We start from the raw sequence: 17,278 nt of genomic DNA, 5'->3' as shown, positions 1-17,278 counted from the left end.
TCACCGCGGCTGCCAGGATGGCGCCATGATGCGTGGAGGCAAGGTCGCCGTCGTGGGCGGCAGCATCGCCGGATGCGCCGCGGCCCTGGCCGCGCACCGCGGCGGCGCGGACGAGATCACCGTGTACGAGCGGGCCGCCGGGGACCTCGCGGACCGCGGCGTGGGACTCGCGGTGCACGACGCGCGCTACGCCGAGCTGGAGTCGGCCGGGTACCTGGACGCGGGCATGCCGTGGGTGCAGCTCGTGCGGCGGCGCTGGTACGTGCGGGACGACGCGGCCGGTACCCCGGTGGGCCGGGAGATCGCGGTGCTGCCGTTCCCCTTCCGCACGTACAACTGGGGCCCTCTGTGGCGGGAGTTGCGCGGCCGCCTTCCGGGGGACGTGGAGTTCCGTGCCGGGTCCCCGGTGCGGCAGGTGCGTCCCGGTCCCGACGGCGTCGAGGTGACCACCGACGCGGACAGCGTCCGCCACGACCTCGTGATCGGCGCCGACGGCTACCGCTCCGCCGTCCGCGCCGCCCGCTTCGGAGACGTACGCCCCGCCTACGCGGGCTATCTCGCCTGGCGCGGCGCCTTCCCCGAGGCACGGCTGCGCGACCCGGAGCTGTGGGCCGAGGACGACTGCGTGTACGCCGTCTTCCCGGGCGGTCACGTGATCATCTACCGCATCCCCGACGGCACGGGCGGCCACCGCGTCAACTGGGTCCTGTACACCGCCCCGCCCCCCGGCCTCGACCTCGGGCTCGGCCTCGACCTGCGGCTCACCGGCCCCACGAGCCTGCCGCCCGGCGGCCTCACCGACGCACTCGCCGCCCACCTCGGCTTCATGGCCGACGAACTCCTGCCGCCCTACTGGGGCGCCCTGCTGCGCGAGACGGCGCCCGACGAGCTCTTCCTCCAGCCCATGTACGACTTCACCGCGCCGCGCTGCACGGCGGACCGCGTCCTGCTCGTCGGCGACGCGGCCGCGGTGGCCCGGCCGCACACCGGCGCGGGCGCGGTCAAGGCGCTGCAGGACGCCACGGTCCTGGAGTCCGCCCTCGCCACGGCGGACACCTGGGCGGACGCCCTGGACACATACGACACCGACCGCACGGTCTCCGGGCACGCGATGGTGGACCTGGGGCGGCGGCTCGGCGGGGCGCTCGTCCAGGCGACGCCGGACTGGCGGGCGATGGACCAGGCGGCGATGGAGACGTGGTGGAAGCAGGCCGACGGGTCGGGGGCTTTCGGAGGGCGTGTGCTCAAGCGCTGACGCGATGCTGCGCGGACCGTACGTAACGCGTGGTCAGACCGTCGCTCCACGTGCCGTTCTGACGCCGTTTTGGGGATGCACACCCTTGATCAATAGTATCCGGCGATGATCACAAGACAACGGCCGGCGGCCTGGGCCATCGCCCTGCTCGCCGCCCTGACCGCCGGGCTCGTCACGGCAGGCCCCGCCGCCGCCGATGACGACGACGAACCGGCACGGCCCAACCCCAAGGTCGAGCTCGTCCTCGACGTCAGCGGCTCCATGCGCGCCCGCGACATCGACGGCAAGTCCCGCATGGCCGCCGCGAAGCAGGCCTTCAACGAGGTCCTGGACGCGACCCCGGACGAGGTCGCGCTCGGCATCCGCACTCTGGGCGCCAACTACCACGGCGACGACCGCAAGACGGGCTGCAAGGACACCGAGCTGCTCTATCCCGTGGAGCAGCTCGACAAGGCGGGCCGCACCGACGCGAAGACCGCCGTGGCGACGCTCGCCCCGACCGGCTGGACCCCGATCGGCCCGACGCTCCTCAAGGCCGCCGACGACCTGACGAAGGGCGACGACGCCGAGCGCAGCCGCCGCATCGTGCTGATCTCCGACGGCGAGGACACCTGCCAGCCGCTGGACCCGTGCGTGGTCGCCCGCGACATCTCCGCCAAGGGCATCCACCTCACCATCGACACGCTCGGCCTCGTCCCCGACGCCAAGACCCGTGACCAGCTGAGCTGCATCGCGGAGGCCACCGGCGGAACGTACACGTCGGTCCGGCACACCGATGAACTCGCGGGACGCGTCAAGCAGTTGGTGGACCGCGCGGCCGACCCGGTCGTCACCCCCGTGGAGGCGAAGGGTGCCGCGCAGTGCACCGAAGCGCCCGAGCTGAAGTCCGGTCTCTACACCGACCGCGAGGAGTTCGGCGAGCACCGCTGGTACCGCGTGGACGTCCCCGCGGGCAAGGAGCTGCGCGCCTCCGTGAGCGTCGCCGCGGACCGGGCCGTCAACAAGGACTACGGCGTGCTGCTGCGCGCCGAGACGCAGGGCGGCCGTGAGATCGTGCGCGGCCAGGAGTCCGGCGACGGACGTACCGACGTCATCTCGACGGGCCTGCGGTACCCGACGCCCGAGGCGGACGACGAGGAGGAGGAAGACACCGCTGAGACCGTGTGCCTGCGTGTCAGCAACTCCTTCTCCGCGCCCGCTTCCGTCAAGACGTCCCCCGGTCTCCCCGTCGAGCTCGCCGTGGACCTGGTGGACTCCTCCGACGACGCGTCGGACGTCGCCTCCTTCGGGCTCGGCCACGGCTGGTGGCTGCTCGGCGTGCTCGTCCTGGTCGGCTTCCTCGCCGGTCTGGTCTGGGGCTGGATCTCCCGCTGGCGCTTCGCGGTCTGGAGGACCAACTGATGCGTACGACACGTGTGGTGCGGCGCTTCGCCGTACTGACCGGCTCTGCCCTGCTGGCCCTGACCGGGGCGGCCGGTACGGCCGCCGCCGACGACGACACGTCCGAGAAGGTGACGGAGGCGGGCACGTCCTTCCGTACCGCCACCGCGCTCCGCGTCGACCAGGAGGCGACGGCGGAGGCGTCCACGGGTGACTACCTGTACTGGGCGTTCCCGGTGGACGCCGGACAGCGCGCCACCGTGCACGCGACGGTGAAGCTGCCCGACGCCGCGGCCCGGCACGCCGCGTCCACCTGGCGGGTCGATGTGTACGACGGGCTGCGGCGCCGTCAGGCCTGCCGTCTCGGCACGCCCACGAAGACGGCGGCCCAGGATGCCGCGTCGGTGTCGCTCTCCTGCTCACTGCGGACCGTCAGGTCCTGGTCGGAGCAGTGGGCGAACGACCCGCTGCCCGGCACGTACTACCTGCGGCTCACGGTCACCGACCTCAAGGCGGACGACCTGGGACTGCCGGTACGGGCCGAGGCGAAGGTCACCGCGACCGACGCGGGCGGCGCACAGGCCGTCGACGGGTCGCTCGCTGAGCCGTTGGTGCCGGGCGCGAGCTCGGACGAGCAGCAGACCGCGGCCGCCGTCGAGCCGGAGGACGGCTGGTCGGGCGGCTGGTGGTCCTCGCGCTGGCTCTGGACGGCGGCGGGCGGTGTCCTGGCCGCGCTCGCGGGCGTCGGCGGCTACGCGCTGACGCGCGGGTCGGGGCGGCCCGCACGGGTGCCGCAGGGGATGTAGCGCCGGGAGAACCGGGGGGTGACGCCCCGCTTGCCGGGTCCCGCCGGGCGCGGGGCCCGGGGGGCGTGGCAGGCTCGGTGGTGGCGGTGCCGGACGGCCCGCCACCACCGGGAGAACAGGAACGGCGCGATCATGGGTGATCTGCTCCTCGTCCGGCACGGCGAGACGGAGTGGTCCCTGTCGGGGCAGCACACCAGCTGGACGGACATCCCCCTCACCGACAACGGCAGGGAGCAGGCCCGCTCGCTGGCCCCCCTCATCAGCAGGTTCCGGATCGGGGCGGCGTTCACGAGCCCGCGCCAGCGCTCGCGGGAGACCGCGGAGCTCGCCGGGTTCGGGGACGCGCGGGTGGACCCTGACCTGCGCGAGTGGGAGTACGGGGCGTACGAGGGCGTCACGACCGTCGAGATCCACCGCACCCGGCCGGACTGGTACCTCTTCACGGACGGCGTGGCGCTCGGCCCGCCGGAGCACCCCGGGGAGAGCCCGGAGCAGGTGGGCGACCGCGCCGACCGCATGCTGGCGAAGGTGGACGCGGCACTCGCCGACAACGAGGGCAGCGTCGTCCTCTTCGCCCACAGCCACTTCCTGCGCGTCCTGGCCGCGCGCCGCCTCGGTCTGCCCGCGTCGGGCGGCTCGATGTTCCTGCTGGCCACCGGCACGGTGAGCCGACTGAGCACGGAGCACCGGAGGCACGTGGTGGCGAGCTGGAACCTGCGCCCGCAACTGGTCAAGTGACGTCTCGCACTGCTGCGGTGAGGTCATGCACTCCGACCACATAGCGGTGACGCCCGACGTCCACGAGGTCTACCCGGCGCCGTTCTACGACCAGTTCGTGCTCGCCGCGTACCTCGCGGGCCGGGTGCCGGGGCTGCGGCTCGGGACGACCATCACCGTCATCCCCTACCGGCACCCCCTGGAGACGGCCCGCATGGCCGCCAACATCGACCAGCTCAACGACGCCGGGTTCATCCTGGGCGCCGGGGTGGGCTGGTCGGCCGCCGAGTACGAGGTGCTCGGCGTCCCCTTCCGCGAGCGCGGCGCGATGACCGATGAGTACCTGACGGCGATCCGCGCCGCTTGGCGCGAGGACCCGACGTCGTTCCACGGAAAGTACGTCTCGTACGACGGAGTCCGCACCGCACCGGCCCCCGCGAGCAGGCCGCTGCCGGTCTGGGTCGGCGGCAACTCCCCCGCCGCGCAGCGCCGCGCGGCCCGCCTGGGCGAGGCCTGGCACCCGTTCATGCCGAGCCGGGCTCTGCTGGACGAGGCGCTCCCCCGCATCGCCGCGGCGGCCGAGGCCGCGGGCCGTCCCGCACCGGGCCTGGCGCCGCGTCTGCAGATCCGCGTCGGCGAGCGGCAGGACACGCCGGAGCGTCCGCTCGGCCACGGCAGCGTCGACCTGATCCGCGCCGATCTGGAGACGCTGGCGGGTCTCGGCGCGACGGATGTCCTCCTGGACACGTACCCCGGCACCCCCGGGGAGCGGGCGGAGGCCGACGAGGACCGACGGGTCCTCGAACTCCTGATGTCAGCGGCCTCCTGATGTCAGCGGCTGCCTGATGTCAGTGGCGCAGGGCACCATCGGTACCGGTTGACGTCACGCGTCGACCGAACCGGCCCGGGGAAGGGGTGTGTGCGGTGAAGCCTCCGACAGCCGCTCAGCGACGGATCATCGAGGCCGCGGACCCGCAGACGGGCCGCCTTTCCGGCACCGAGGCCCAGCTGCGGGCCCTGGTGCGGGCGCGCCTCGCCTTCCGCCATCCGCGGCCGCCGCACGCGTGCTTCCTGACGCCGGCGGGCCATCGTGTACGGGACGAGGGCGTCGCCCCGGCGCCGCCCTCACCAGAGCCACCACCCCCGGCCCCCACCCCCGCCTCCTCCGGTGTCTTCGCCGCGCGCACCGGCACGGAGACGGAGGCGCAGCGAACCGGCTCCGAGGGCCCCGCCCGCGCGCGTGAGGTCCGCAGCGCCTGGGAGGGCCTGGTCGAACTGCGGCGCATGACGAACCCGGACGGCGCACGGGACCGCCCCTGCGCGTGGGAGCGCACGCACCTGGTGCAGGCCGCGGCCCTGGCCCTGGAGGCGGCGGGCTGCCGCCCCGCGAGCCCCGACCGGCCGGGGTACCGGGTCTCCCCCACCCCGCAGCCGGAGGCGGTCGCCGTCCGCGAACCGACACCGGAGGGCATACGGGCGTGCGCGGCCGCCCTGGAACGGTCCGGCTGGCAGGCCGGTGAACACGCGGAGCCGCGCGGGGGCGGCCGCTATGTGCTGGCCTCGCCGCGGAGGGTGTGAGCGGCGTACGTGAGTGGCGCGTGTGAGCGGCGAGTGCCGCTCCGAAAATCACTTGCGGCTCCTACTTAGAGTGCGGACATGCCAATTTCGCTGCGCCTGCAAGAGATCACTCCTGACAACTTCGAGAGCGCCATCGACCTGAGAGTCCGCCCCGACCAGGAACATCTGGTCGCACCCGTGGTGAAGTCACTCGCCGAGGCGTACGTCCACCCCGGCATCGCCTGGCCCCGGCTCATCTGCGACGACGACGAAGCCGTCGGGTTCCTCATGGCCTTCTTCGACATCGACTGGACAGGCAACGGCACCGACTTCCGCTCCGGACTCTGGCGTCTCAACATCGCTGAGGGAAAGCAGGGCCGAGGCTGCGGACGCTTCGCAGTGCAGTCCGTCGCCAACGAGATCCGGCGCCGAGGAGGCACGCGGCTGACGACCACCTGGCATCCCGGATCGGACGGCCCAGCAGGTTTCTATGCGGCACTGGGCTTCCGCCCAACCGGAGAGACCAGCGGAGACCAAACGGTGGGCGTGCTCGAACTGGGCTGAACCCGCGCTTCTCCGGAATGCCGTACACCACACCCGAGTTGAGACAAGTCGCACGCATCGAGCGCGACCGAAGAGCACTCCACCGAAGGGAACACCGTGACCGAGCCCTACTCCGTGAGCGTCGGCGTCCGTGGATACGAGACGGACACTCAGGGCCACCTCAACCAGGCCGTGTACCTCCAGTACGCCGAGCACGCCCGGTGGTCGTTGCTGCGCGCGGCCGGTATCGCGCAGACCGACCTCCTGGACAAGGGCGTCGGCCCGGTGGTCCTGGAGACCACCGTCCGCTACCGGAGTGAACTCCTCGCGGGTGACGAGGCGTCGGTGAGCTGTGCGTTCGTGTGGGGCGAGCGCAAGACGTTCGGTGTCGAGCAGACGATCACCAAGGCGGACGGGACGGTCGCCGCGACGATCTCCTCCGTCGGAGGGCTGCTCGACCTCAAGGAGCGGCGGCTCGTGGCGGATCCGCGTGAATACTTCAGGGCGCTGGCGACGGACGCGACGGCGATGGGGCTGTAGCGCCGCACCGGTCGCCCCACCCCCTCCGTGTACATGACATCGTCACCCAACCACCTCGATACGTTCACACAGTCGTACGCACATCCGTGCCACTCTCCCGATGGTTGAGTAGTCAACTCGCGTAGACCGCACGCCCGTCGGGTTCGGGCGGGTGGCGCGCGAGGCCCACGGGAAAGGACACACCCCCACATGCCCGTCCCGCGCGTACGCCGCTGGAAACCCCTGGCCCTGACCGCCGCCGCGGTACTCGCCGGCATCACCGTGCCGGCCACCGCCACGGCCACCCCCTCCCCCGCCCCGGCCCCCGCGGCCGTCGGCGCCTACGACGACACGTACTACAAGGACGCGCTCGGCAAGACAGGCCCCGAGCTGAAGTCCGCGCTGCACACGATCATCAGCGAACAGACCAAGCTCTCGTACGGCCAGGTCTGGGACGCACTCAAGGCCACGGACGAGGACCCGGCCAACAGCTCGAACGTGATCCTGCTCTACTCCGGCACCTCGCGGAGCAAGAGCAGCAGCGGCGGCGACCAGGGCGACTGGAACCGTGAGCACGTCTGGGCGAAGTCCCACGGCGACTTCGGCACGGCGACCGGTCCCGGCACAGACGTCCACCACCTGCGCCCCGAGGACGTCACGGTCAACAGCATCCGTGGCAACAAGGACTTCGACAACGGCGGCAGCGCGGTCGAGGGAGCCCCCGGCAACCTCACCGACGGCGACTCCTTCGAGCCCCGCGACGCGGTCAAGGGCGACGTGGCCCGCATGATTCTCTACATGGCGGTCCGCTACGACGGCGAGAGCGGCTTCCCCGACCTGGAGCCCAACGACAAGGTGGACAACGGCAGCGCGCCCGCCATAGGACGCCTCTCCGTCCTGAAGAAGTGGAGCGACGACGACCCGCCGGACGCGTTCGAGAAGAACCGCAACCAGGTCATCTTCGACAAGTTCCAGCACAACAGGAACCCGTTCATCGACCACCCGGAGTGGGTGGAAGAGGTCTGGTGACCCCTCGCCCCGACGGCCCAGCGTCCTGACGGCCCGGCGTCCTGACGGCTCAGCCGTTGCCTCCGTTGCCGCCGCCTCCCCCGGCACCGCCGCCGCCCTCGAACTCCTTGGGCGGCGGCCCCCCACCGGTGTCGGAGAAGAACTGCCAGAGCGTGACCATGGCCACGGCCTGCGCGACCAGGTAGGCGAGCTGCAGCGAGAGGTACCGCATCTGGTAGACCGACAGGAGCAGCCCGAACCGGCTCTGCCAGAACCGGCGTTCGCCCCGGAAGATGTCGAGGTCCAGGGCGATGCCGGTGAGGGTGAGGACGAAGAGCATGGTCAGCACGTCCAGGCCGGTGTCCCCGTACCCCTGGTCCATGAGGAAGTTTCCCAGCGCGTCGATCCCGGCGGGCAGGGCGAAGGCCACGGCCACCGCCAGCGCCTTCACGGGCCCGCGCCGCCCCGGCAGCCTGCGCCAGAGCGCGCCCAGCACGAAGCCCGCGCCGACCCAGCACGCCTGCCAGCTCACCAGGCCGGTCACCAGGTCGGGCAGCCCCAGGCCGTAGTGGATGTTGGCGCGCCAGTTGTCACCGCGGATCCACCCGGACCAGACCACGACCGCGGTCGCCGGGAGGCCGAAGAGGCAGGCGATGAGGGCGGCCCGGCAGCCGTTGCCCCACCATGTGTCGCGCGGTCCCATCGCGAGTGCCACGTCGACGACCGAGACCTGCGAGGGCAGCCGGTCCGGGGTGCCCGTCCCGCTGGTCCAGGTGTGGAGACCGCGTACCTCTCGCTCCAGCAGCCGACGTTGGAGTATGTCGTCGTCCGACTGGCCGGACTCCAGGCGGCGCATCATCGCGTGGATCTCGCGGTAGCGGCGGGCGCGGCCGAGGATGTCGCGGCGCCGGGCGGCGGTGACGGTATCGCCGAGCCGCTCGCGGGTGACTTCCAGGGTGTGGTCGAGGACGGTCCGGCTCCTGGCCATGACCGTGACCATGTGCAGCGTCGCCATGTTCAGGACGAGCCAGAGGGATTCGAGGAGTGCGTTGTTGCCGAAGGCGCCGAGGGCCAGGCCGACCATGACGGGGAAGAACAGCAGGAAGAGCCACCGGTCCTCCGGTTCCGCGACCGGCGACTCGGTGGCCCGCGCGGCGGCGGCCCGCAGCGCGGCCAGGATGACGAGGCCCGTGATCACCCAGTGGTACCAGAACCACCAGTTCTGGAAGTTCACGCTGAACCAGGTGAGGTCCTCCCGGAGTTTCTCCAGGTGCTGCTCGCCGTATACGGCCTGCCCCCGGTCGCTGAGCCAGGAGATGCGCTGCCAGTCCCGTTCGACCGCCATGGCGTAGCAGGCGCCGATGGCGCCGGTGCTGAGGACGACCGCGGTTCCGGCGTACCGGAGTTGGAGCTCGCGCGGGCCGTGCGGGGCCTTCCGGCGCGGGCGGACGAGACCGCAGTCGCGGGCCACGCGCCAGACCGCGGCGGTGAAACCGAGGAGGCTCAGGGCGGTGAGGCAGCCCTGGGCGGTGAACAGCGCGTACACGGCTCTGTCGGGCGCGTCGGAAGGCAGTTCCAGCGACGTGGGCAGGCCGAACGGGTGCGGTACGCCGGACACGGCGAGCACGGGTACGGCAAGGGCGGCGCCCGCCCAGAGGATGGGGCGCCGCGGCCGCCCGAAGGCGAGCAGGAGCACGGCGGCGCCGAGGGTGGAAGGCAGGCCGAGGCGCTGCTCGCGGTCGTACCACTCCTCGTCGTTCGCCACGGCGTGCGCCAGGCGGTAGAGCACGTCGTCGCCGTTGACGGCGATGACGAGCCCGGCCGAGAGCCAGGCCCAGTCGCTCACCGTCCGCGCGGCCTGCGTCTCCGTCCCGGTGACGCCGGGGCGGCGGCGCACCTTCCCGGCCGCGTACAGGAGGATCCCGCACGCCACGAACGTCCACGTCACGCCACCCGCGGTGCTCACGTTGACGTACAGCAGCCGGTCGTCCTGCGCCGCGAAGGACCGCGGCCACCGCGGTGCGACCCGTACCGCGACGGGCGGCGGGGCCTTCTCGCCCTTGGGCCGCCACACCAGCCCGGTGGCGCCCTCGCGCGTGGTCGGCGCCGGTTCGGCGGACACGGCTCCCGGAGCGCCGGGGTCCACGAGGATCTTCGTCCAGTCGACGCGGTCCAGACCGGGGGCCGGTTCGAAGAGCAGCCCCCAGCGCGATACGCCCCGTTCCACCTTCCAGGGGCCGAGGGCGAACCACTCGGTGGCCTCGTCGATCCAGGAGAACGTGTCGAAGGTGACTTCGAAGCCGCCCTTCTCCGGCTTCACCCAGGGGCTCCCGTCTGGCCGCCACTCGCCCCACCAGCGGTGCTGGGACTCGTAGGGGCGGGTCAGGCAGCCCATGGCCGTGCGGTATGCGTCGGTGTCCTCGCTCATGAGGAGCGACTTCGCACGCTTCCAGGACGACGGCACGTGGACCGTGAGCCGGGCGTTCACCTTGGTGTGGATGCGTCCGCCGTGCGAGAGCCGTACGGAGGCGCTCGCCTTCGCCCTGTCGAGCCCCGCGGTGTCGCACGCCGCGTCCACCGGGTTCCCCGCGGCGCCGACGGCTCCCGCAGCTCCCGTAGCCGGCGCCCGTGCGGGCCACACCAGCGCGCACAGCACCAGCGCGAGTGTCAGCAGCGCCACGCGTCCCCTCAACTACCGCCCACCGCCCCCGTATTGCCCTACTCGCCAGTGTCCCGGAGCCCGTCCAGTTCCGCGAGGTCTTCGGCACCGAGCCGGAGCGCGGCCGCCGCCACGTTCTCCTCCAGGTGGTCCGGCGACGACGTCCCGGGGATCGCGAGCATCGTCGGGGAGACGGCGAGCAGCCACGCCAGGGTGACCTGCGCGGGCGTGGCGCCGTGCCGGTCGGCGACGCGTTCGAGCACCGCGAGGTCGGGGGCCCCGGCGCCGCCGAAGGGGAAGTACGGGACATATGCGATGTTCCGCGCGGCACACAGTTCGACCAGTTCCCCGTGGTCGCGCGTCAGCGGGCTGAACCTGTTCTGCACGGCGACGACGGGCGCGATCTCCTGGGCCTCGGCGAACTGTCCGGGCGTCGCGTTGCTGACGCCGAGGTGGCGGATGAGTCCTTCGTCGCGCAGGGCCGCGAGCGTGGCGAAGCGGTCCCCGCCGGGGCCGTCGGTCCGCAGGAAGCGCAGGTAGACCAGGTCGAGGTGGTCCCGGCCCAGCTCGCGGAGGTTGCGGTGGACGGCCGCGCGCAGCTCCGCGGGGTCGGCGGGGTCCAGCCAGCTGCCGTCGGGGAGGCGACCCGGGCCGACCTTGGTGGCGATGACCAGGTCGTCGGGGTACGGGTGAAGGGCCCTGCGGATGAGGTCGTTGGCCGCGATGTCCTCGTAGAAGTAGAAGGCGGCCGTGTCGATGTGGTTCACGCCGAGCTCGACGGCGCGCCGCAGCACGGCGATGCCGCGGTCGGGGTCGTGCGGGGGGCCGTCCCAGCCCGCGGCGGGCAGCCGCATGGCGCCGAAGCCCATGCGGTGGACGGGGCGGTCGCCGCCGAGGAGGTGGGGGCCGGCCGCGGCGGCGGGGGCGGTGCCCGAACTCCGGGGGGCGCTCGTGTTCTCCGTGGTTGCCATGCGCAGATCCTGCGGTGTACGTCCGGTGAGCGCGATCACGTGGCCACTTGCTGCCAGACTGTCGCCACCATGCCGAGTACATCCAGCACATCCAGCACAGATCAGATCGTGTCGCTGCGGGGCGAGCGGGAACTGGTGCGCCATGCCGGTGAGCTCTTCACCGGGGCCCGCGAGGAGTTCCTGTGCGCGGCCGCGGACCTCGTGACCTTCTCGCCCGGCGTGAACGCCGCGTTCGCCGGGGGCAGACGCCCGCCGCTCGTTCCTGGCGGCCTGGCCATGCGCAAGCTGTACACGCCGCGCGCGCTCGCGGACGACCGGTCGGAGGCGCGGCTCGTCCGGATCGCAGCCTCCGGAGCGCAGGTACGCATTTCGGCGGCGCCGCTCGCCCACGAGGCGATCGTCATCGACCGGCGCGTGGCGATCCTGGCCGGGGCGCCGGTGCAGGGGGTGCGTACGTTCACGGTGATCCGTACGCCGATCGCGGTCGAGGGCGTCAGGGCGCTGGTGTACGCGGCCTGGGAGACGGCCGTCGACCTCGACGAGTTCCGCAGGACGCGGCCGCCCGCGCTGAGCGAGGAGGCGCGCCGGATCCTGCGGGCGCTGAGCGCCGGGCACACGGACGAAGTGACGGCGCGCGAGCTGGGCATGTCACTGCGTACGTATCGCAGGCGCGTGGCGGAGCTCATGACGACGCTGGGCGCGACGTCCCGTTTCCAGGCGGGGCTGCGCGCCCGGGAGCTGTACTAGACGGTCCGACGCGGTCCGGATCCGGCCGTCGCAGGGGCTTCTGCGGCCTTGCGAACATCACATGTCGACGAGGGGGCGCATGCCTGTGACCGAAGACCGATCCGTACTGGAGAACGTCGGACCTCGGCTGCGCGGCTTCCGCCAGGCGCTCGGCCTCACCCTCGCCACGCTCGCGGAGCGCACCGGACTCACGCCGAGCACCATCTCCCGGCTCGAACGCGGGCACATCCGCCCCACCCTGGAACAGCTCCTCCCGCTGGCCCGCGCCTACGCCGTGCCGCTCGACGAACTCGTCGCCGCGCCGACCACCGGCGACCCGCGGGTCCACCTGCGCCCCTTCCGCAAGGACGGGCTGACGTTCGTGCCGCTGGGCGTGAAGACGGGCGGCATGCGGGCGTACAAGGTGATCTACCCGCCGGTGTCGCAGCTCCCGCCGCCACGCTTCCACGTGCACCCCGGCCGTGAGTGGTTCTACGTACTCCACGGGACGGTCCAACTCGTCCTGACCGACACCCGGACGGAACTGACGGCGGGTGAGGCGGCGGAGTTCGACACGGCCACCCCGCACTGGATCGGCAACGCGCGGGACGACATCCCGGCGGAGACCATCGCCATCTACGGGCAGCAGGGCGAGCGGGTGCACGTCGCGGACGTCTGACGACCAGCCGTCCCGGCCACGCCGAACGTCCGGGTCCCACATTCCAGCCCCTCGTTCCAGCCCCTCGTTCCAGGGCGAGGGCGTTTGCGCCGGTCAGAGGCCGTTTCCGCGTTCCGGCGTCCCGTATCGGCGGTGTGGGCTGGCGGCCGGGACGGATCGCGGCCCAGGCTGTGGATCGTCCGAGCGGCTCGCCGGACGAACCACTACGCACGAGCCACCACTCACCGCACCCATGGAGTTCCCGATGCGTTCGCGTCTCGCCGCCCGTTCCACCCGACTGGTCCTGACCGCCGTGGCCGCCGCGGCCCTCGCCACCACCGCCGCGGGCACCGCACTCGCCGTCGGCGGCCAGGCGAAGGCCCCCGTCGAGCAGCTCTGCGGGACCAACGACCTGACCTTCAAGGTCACCGAGAAGACGCAGGCGGGCGGCTACCTCCTGGTGACCGCCAAGGCCCGTCCCGGCATCACCTGCTACCTGGAGGGCACGTTCCCCTCGGCCGGCTTCGGCTCCCACCCCGACCGGCAGGTCACCCCCGTCGAGCAGGCCCTCACCGACAGCGTCAAGCTCTCGGGCTCCACCGCCGCGTACGCCGGCATCAACCCGAAGTCGACCAACGGCAACTTCGGCGCGGAGTTCGACTGGATGGCCATCGCCGTCGCCGGTGACGAGGCGGGCGCGACCGACGTCCGTCTGCCCAGCACGACGCTGATCGACAAGCCGAAGAGCACGAACTGGCACGCCGACGCGGCGGATGCCGTCCCGTTCGACTGACCCCCGCCGCCGTGCGGCCGCTCCGCCCCCTTGGCTGATGGCGGAGCGGCCCGTACGGCGTCCGAGCAGCCGTACTCAGGACGGCAGTTCAGTCAGGAGGTCGACGCGAAGCCGAGTGCGCAGCCGTAGCTGAACTCGGTCTCCAGGAGGTCGTTGAAGATGCCGATCGGGTCCTCCCAGTGGCCCGTCGCCCAGTCGGCGTTGATGTTCACGGCGAGCATGTGCGTGCCGTCGCGCGTCCCGTAGACGTACGACCACGAGCCGAAGAGCGCGCCGCCCATCCCCCAGACCGCCGTGCCGGAGGGCAGGAGCAGGCGGGAGATCCCGACGCCGTACGTGGTGCGGGGGAGCCAGTCGTTGGTCGGCACCATCGTCAGCAACTCCCGTTGCTGCTCCGGTCGCAGGAGGCGTCCTCCGAGGAGTGCCGAGAAGAACCGGGTCAGGTCGTCGACGGTGGAGATCATGCCGCCCGCCGCCCAGTACGGGCTCGCCTCCAGTTCCGTGACGTCGTGGACCGGGGCGTCCGGGTCGGGTGAGAACAGCTTGGTGTAGTGGCGTGCGTGCGGCACGGGGAGGGACGGGTCGCCGGTCGGCGGTATGGACGTCCCGGTCAGGCCCAGCGTGCGGACGACGCGGTGGGCGATCTCGTCCGCGAGCGTACGGCCGGTGACCCGCTCGATGATCATGCCGACGACGATGTAGTTGGTGTTGGAGTACGCCCATCCCGTCCCCGCCGGGAAGTCCGCGGGGTGCGACAGGGCGATGCCGACGAGTTCCGCGGGTGTGTAGGTCTCCTGCGTCTTCAGCGCCGCCTGGTCGTGCGTGTAGCTGAAGATTCCGCTGGTGTGGTCGAGGAGTTGCCGGACGGTGGTCGTGGTGCCGTCGTGCCCGTTCCCCCGGAGCACGCCTGGCAGCCACTGGTCCACCGTGTCCCGTAACGACAGCCTGCGCTCGCCCACGAGTTGCAGGAGCACCGTCGCGACGAACGTCTTCGTGATGCTGCCGATCCGGAACCGGTCCTCGTGCCCCCGCGGCCGCCGCGTCCGCGTGTCGGCGACCCCTGCCGTGCCGTACCAGTTCCCGCCCCGGTCACGGACCTGGGCGACGATGCCCGGCACTCCCCCTTCCCGCACGGCCCGGTCGAGGACGCGCTGGGCGGCTTCGTGGCCGCCTCGGGTGGGCGCCACGGGAGTGGCGTCATCCATCTGAACCCCCTGGTTCCTTTTGCTTTCTTTCGCGACCACTGAAAGCTACGTTGCACATGCGTGCGTCTGAAGCGAGACGCGGCGTGCAACTACAGGAAAACAGTGGGTTTTTGAGGCCGCGTAGCGTTGGCGATGAGGGCTAACGCAACGCGAGGGGGGCGGACATGGGCGGCGGAAGACTGAGCGCGGAGGACCGGAGAGCCATCGAGGCGGGGCTGTCCGAGGAGTTGTCGTACGCCGCCATCGCCCGGCGACTCGGGCGGGCGACGTCGTCCGTCAGCAGGGAAGTCGCCCGCAACGGCGGCCCGGACGCCTACCGCGCCGAGCACGCCGACCGCGCCGACGCATGGCGGCGACGCAACCGGCTGCCGCCGCCCCGCCGCCCAACGGGAACCCCGCCCGCGGACGCTCGCACGACGGCAGCGGCGGCAGCGGGGAAAGCAACGCACGGGCCCGACCCGGCGGCCGTCGACGCGTACGTGGACAAGTTCGCCGCGCTGCTGATCGCCGTCGGACTGCCCCGCACGGCCGCGAGGGTGCTCGCGTGTCTGGTGACCGCTCCCACCGGCGCCGAGACCTCCGCGGAGCTCACGCGAAGGCTGAAGGTGAGCCCGGCCTCGGTGTCCAAGGCGGTCGGGTATCTGGAGGGGCTCGACGTCCTCAGCCGCGAGCAGGAGCCCGGCAGGCGCCGCGACCGTTACGTCATCGACGAGGAGGTGTGGCTGCGCGCCTGGCTGACCAGCGCGCACAAGAACGCGGCGTGCGCCGCGACCGCCCTTGAGGGTGCGGACCTGTTCGGGCCCGACACCCCCACGGGCGCGCGGCTCGGGGCGATGCACGCGTTCTTCGCCGGGATCCACCGGAGCATGACGGGGCCGCCGGCCCGCGCGGCCGTCGAGGATGCCCTGACGGTACTGACCGCGCTCTTCCACGCGGCCCGCCCCCTCACCACGAGTGAGCTCGCCACCGCCCTCGGCTGGCCGACGTCACGCGTCATCACGGCCGTGCAGGCGGCCGGGCATGATCATGGAGTCAGGCTCTCGCCCGAGCAGCGGGCAAGGCTCACCGGGCCGCCACGGCCCCCCGCGGCGGACCCGCCGTCGCCGTCCGTCGCCGCCGGTCGTCCGTTCAGTCGTCCAGCGTCTTCATGACCTTGCCGAGGTCGACGAACTTGAAGTTCGTGGCCGGGCGGTCCCCGTCGCCGGGCGCGTCGTGGCCGTCCTGGACGACGAGGAGGCCGTGCGGGTACTTCGGCCCGAGCGGCTCGTTCAGCGCGGCCGCGCCGTCGCACTCCTCGGAGCCGTCGAGCGTGCCGCCCGCGGGGGTGACCCTGAAACCACCCTCGTACTCGTTGTGGTCGCTCAGTTCGCGGTCGTACGCGGCGAAGGTGTCGTCGCCCTGGCTGGAGGCGAGGAGATACCCGTCCCCGTCGTCCTCATTGACCAGGGTCAGACCTTCGACATCGGCGGTGGTCCGCTTGCCGCCGTATCCCGGGTCGGCCCCGGCCTCGCACTCCTCGGTCTCCTCGTCATAGACACCGGGAACGCCGTACTCACGTACCTTGTCGACGAGTTCGGGCTTGCCGGTCAGGTCGGCGCGCATGCGCCAGATACCGACGTCCTCCTGCCCCGCGTACAGCGTGCCGTTGGCCGGGTCGACGACCATGCCCTCGACCTGCGGGAGCTCGCCCGGCTCCGCGCACGGGCTCCACGAGGTGCCGTTCGGCAGCCGGAACGAGGACGGCAGGTCCAGCGTGCGGACCTTGCGGTACGTGACCTTGCCGCCCGCGGCCGGGAGCAGTTCGAGGAGCGCGACGCGGGTGCGCTCGCGCTGGCTGACCAGGGCGTACGAGCGGCCGCTCGCCTTGTCCTGCCAGGTCGCGAGCCCGTACGCGGTGCGCTGCTCGTTGATCTCGCCCTGGTCGGCGGAGAAGACGGGCGGCGCGTCGGGGACGGTGATGTCGGTCAGTGGTCCGCCGGGCCGGTCGCGGTCGATCCGATAGAAGCGCAGCCGGTCGTGGCCGCGGTCGCTGGTGACGGCGAGGTCGGCGGTCCCGGAGGACAGCTTCAGGCCGCGCACGAGGTCGACGTTGTTGAAACGGCCCGGCGCGTCGTCGGGCCCTTCGGCGGGCGGGGCGGCGACGGACTGGACGGGCCGGGCGTCCAGGTCGTAAGCCCTCAGCCCGCCCTCCTTGGCGGTGGCGATCACCAGGCTGCGTGCCGGGTCGGCGGTGTTGCGCCAGATCGCCGGGTCGTCGGCGTCGGCGTTGCCGCCCGCGTCGTCGTCGTGCAGGACGGGGGTCTCGGCCCGGGGGGTTATGCCGGGCAGCGGCTCGGCGGCCGTCGTGGAGGCGGAGGCGGTGGTGGTGGCCGCCACGAAGGCGGTGGTCATGGCGAGCACGACCGAACCGATCGTTCGACGGGTCGGACAGTGTCTGGTCACGCGATGTCTCCTCGTTCCGGGAACGGATGGATCTTGCGT

General features: G+C 72.3%; 17 protein-coding genes. 13 read left to right on the top strand and 4 right to left on the bottom strand.

The genetic code is table 11. The annotated features are described in order from the left end of the window. Positions 1-28: 28 nt before the first annotated feature. The 9 genes from NOO62_RS32110 (at position 29) to NOO62_RS32070 (ending at position 7,806) form a co-directional block, all read left to right on the top strand. Complete coding sequence (locus tag NOO62_RS32110) at positions 29-1,255, top strand: FAD-dependent monooxygenase (protein ID WP_268775880.1); 1,227 nt, start codon at positions 29-31, stop codon at positions 1,253-1,255. Positions 1,256-1,360: 105 nt separating this feature from the next. After that, complete coding sequence (locus tag NOO62_RS32105; protein ID WP_268774293.1) at positions 1,361-2,656, top strand: VWA domain-containing protein; 1,296 nt, start codon at positions 1,361-1,363, stop codon at positions 2,654-2,656. Next, positions 2,656-3,441, top strand: a complete 786-nt coding sequence (locus NOO62_RS32100) for a hypothetical protein (RefSeq protein WP_268774292.1) — start codon at positions 2,656-2,658, stop codon at positions 3,439-3,441. Before NOO62_RS32105 ends, NOO62_RS32100 begins: the two co-directional genes overlap by 1 nt. Before the next feature lie 132 nt (positions 3,442-3,573). After that, positions 3,574-4,179, top strand: a complete 606-nt coding sequence (locus NOO62_RS32095; RefSeq protein WP_268774291.1) for a histidine phosphatase family protein — start codon at positions 3,574-3,576, stop codon at positions 4,177-4,179. Between the two features lie 25 nt (positions 4,180-4,204). Then, a complete protein-coding gene (locus NOO62_RS32090; RefSeq protein WP_268774290.1) occupies positions 4,205-4,987 on the top strand; it encodes a TIGR03619 family F420-dependent LLM class oxidoreductase in 783 nt (260 codons plus the stop codon). Positions 4,988-5,082: 95 nt separating this feature from the next. Continuing rightward, complete coding sequence (locus tag NOO62_RS32085) at positions 5,083-5,736, top strand: hypothetical protein (protein WP_268774289.1); 654 nt, start codon at positions 5,083-5,085, stop codon at positions 5,734-5,736. 78 nt (positions 5,737-5,814) lie between these two features. Further along, complete coding sequence (locus tag NOO62_RS32080; RefSeq protein ID WP_268774288.1) at positions 5,815-6,279, top strand: GNAT family N-acetyltransferase; 465 nt, start codon at positions 5,815-5,817, stop codon at positions 6,277-6,279. A gap of 96 nt (positions 6,280-6,375) precedes the next feature. After that, the gene (locus tag NOO62_RS32075; protein WP_268774287.1) at positions 6,376-6,798 is read left to right on the top strand and encodes an acyl-CoA thioesterase; all 423 of its coding nucleotides are present in this window, start codon (positions 6,376-6,378) and stop codon (positions 6,796-6,798) included. A gap of 189 nt (positions 6,799-6,987) precedes the next feature. After that, positions 6,988-7,806 carry an endonuclease I family protein gene (locus NOO62_RS32070; RefSeq protein ID WP_268774286.1) on the top strand — a complete coding sequence of 273 codons (819 nt, stop codon included), beginning with the start codon at positions 6,988-6,990 and terminating at the stop codon, positions 7,804-7,806. Positions 7,807-7,855: 49 nt separating this feature from the next. Here the strand turns inward: NOO62_RS32070 and NOO62_RS32065 are convergent, their stop codons facing one another. Further along, positions 7,856-10,465, bottom strand: a complete 2,610-nt coding sequence (locus NOO62_RS32065; RefSeq protein WP_268774284.1) for a DUF6185 family protein — start codon at positions 10,463-10,465, stop codon at positions 7,856-7,858. Positions 10,466-10,503: 38 nt separating this feature from the next. After that, positions 10,504-11,415 (bottom strand): aldo/keto reductase, encoded by a 912-nt coding sequence (locus NOO62_RS32060; protein ID WP_268774283.1) that lies wholly within the window; start codon positions 11,413-11,415, stop codon positions 10,504-10,506. Positions 11,416-11,484: 69 nt separating this feature from the next. Here NOO62_RS32060 and NOO62_RS32055 point away from each other — a divergent pair, with 69 nt between their 5' ends. The 3 genes from NOO62_RS32055 to NOO62_RS32045 all read left to right on the top strand — a co-directional run bounded on the left by NOO62_RS32055 (position 11,485) and on the right by NOO62_RS32045 (position 13,592). After that, positions 11,485-12,162, top strand: a complete 678-nt coding sequence (locus NOO62_RS32055) for a helix-turn-helix transcriptional regulator (protein ID WP_268774282.1) — start codon at positions 11,485-11,487, stop codon at positions 12,160-12,162. 79 nt (positions 12,163-12,241) lie between these two features. Continuing rightward, positions 12,242-12,820, top strand: a complete 579-nt coding sequence (locus tag NOO62_RS32050) for a helix-turn-helix domain-containing protein (protein ID WP_268774281.1) — start codon at positions 12,242-12,244, stop codon at positions 12,818-12,820. 244 nt (positions 12,821-13,064) lie between these two features. Then, positions 13,065-13,592, top strand: coding sequence for a DUF4232 domain-containing protein (locus tag NOO62_RS32045; protein ID WP_268774280.1), 528 nt, complete (start codon positions 13,065-13,067; stop codon positions 13,590-13,592). Positions 13,593-13,684: 92 nt separating this feature from the next. Here NOO62_RS32045 and NOO62_RS32040 read toward each other — a convergent pair whose 3' ends face one another. Further along, positions 13,685-14,797, bottom strand: coding sequence for a serine hydrolase domain-containing protein (locus NOO62_RS32040; protein ID WP_268774279.1), 1,113 nt, complete (start codon positions 14,795-14,797; stop codon positions 13,685-13,687). Positions 14,798-14,961: 164 nt separating this feature from the next. On the opposite strand from NOO62_RS32040, the gene NOO62_RS32035 reads away from it, so the two are divergent. Further along, a complete protein-coding gene (locus NOO62_RS32035; protein WP_268774278.1) occupies positions 14,962-15,948 on the top strand; it encodes a GbsR/MarR family transcriptional regulator in 987 nt (328 codons plus the stop codon). On the opposite strand, the gene NOO62_RS32030 is transcribed toward NOO62_RS32035, so the two are convergent. Further along, positions 15,926-17,188 (bottom strand): phytase, encoded by a 1,263-nt coding sequence (locus NOO62_RS32030; protein WP_414931028.1) that lies wholly within the window; start codon positions 17,186-17,188, stop codon positions 15,926-15,928. The genes NOO62_RS32035 and NOO62_RS32030 overlap by 23 nt on opposite strands. Positions 17,189-17,278: the final 90 nt, after the last annotated feature.

It is taken from the genome of Streptomyces sp. Je 1-369 (assembly GCF_026810505.1).
In the GTDB taxonomy this organism is placed as follows: Bacteria; Actinomycetota; Actinomycetes; order Streptomycetales; family Streptomycetaceae; genus Streptomyces.
The sequence above is the reverse complement of the archived record's forward strand: the minus strand, read 5'-3'. Positions and strand labels throughout refer to the sequence as shown.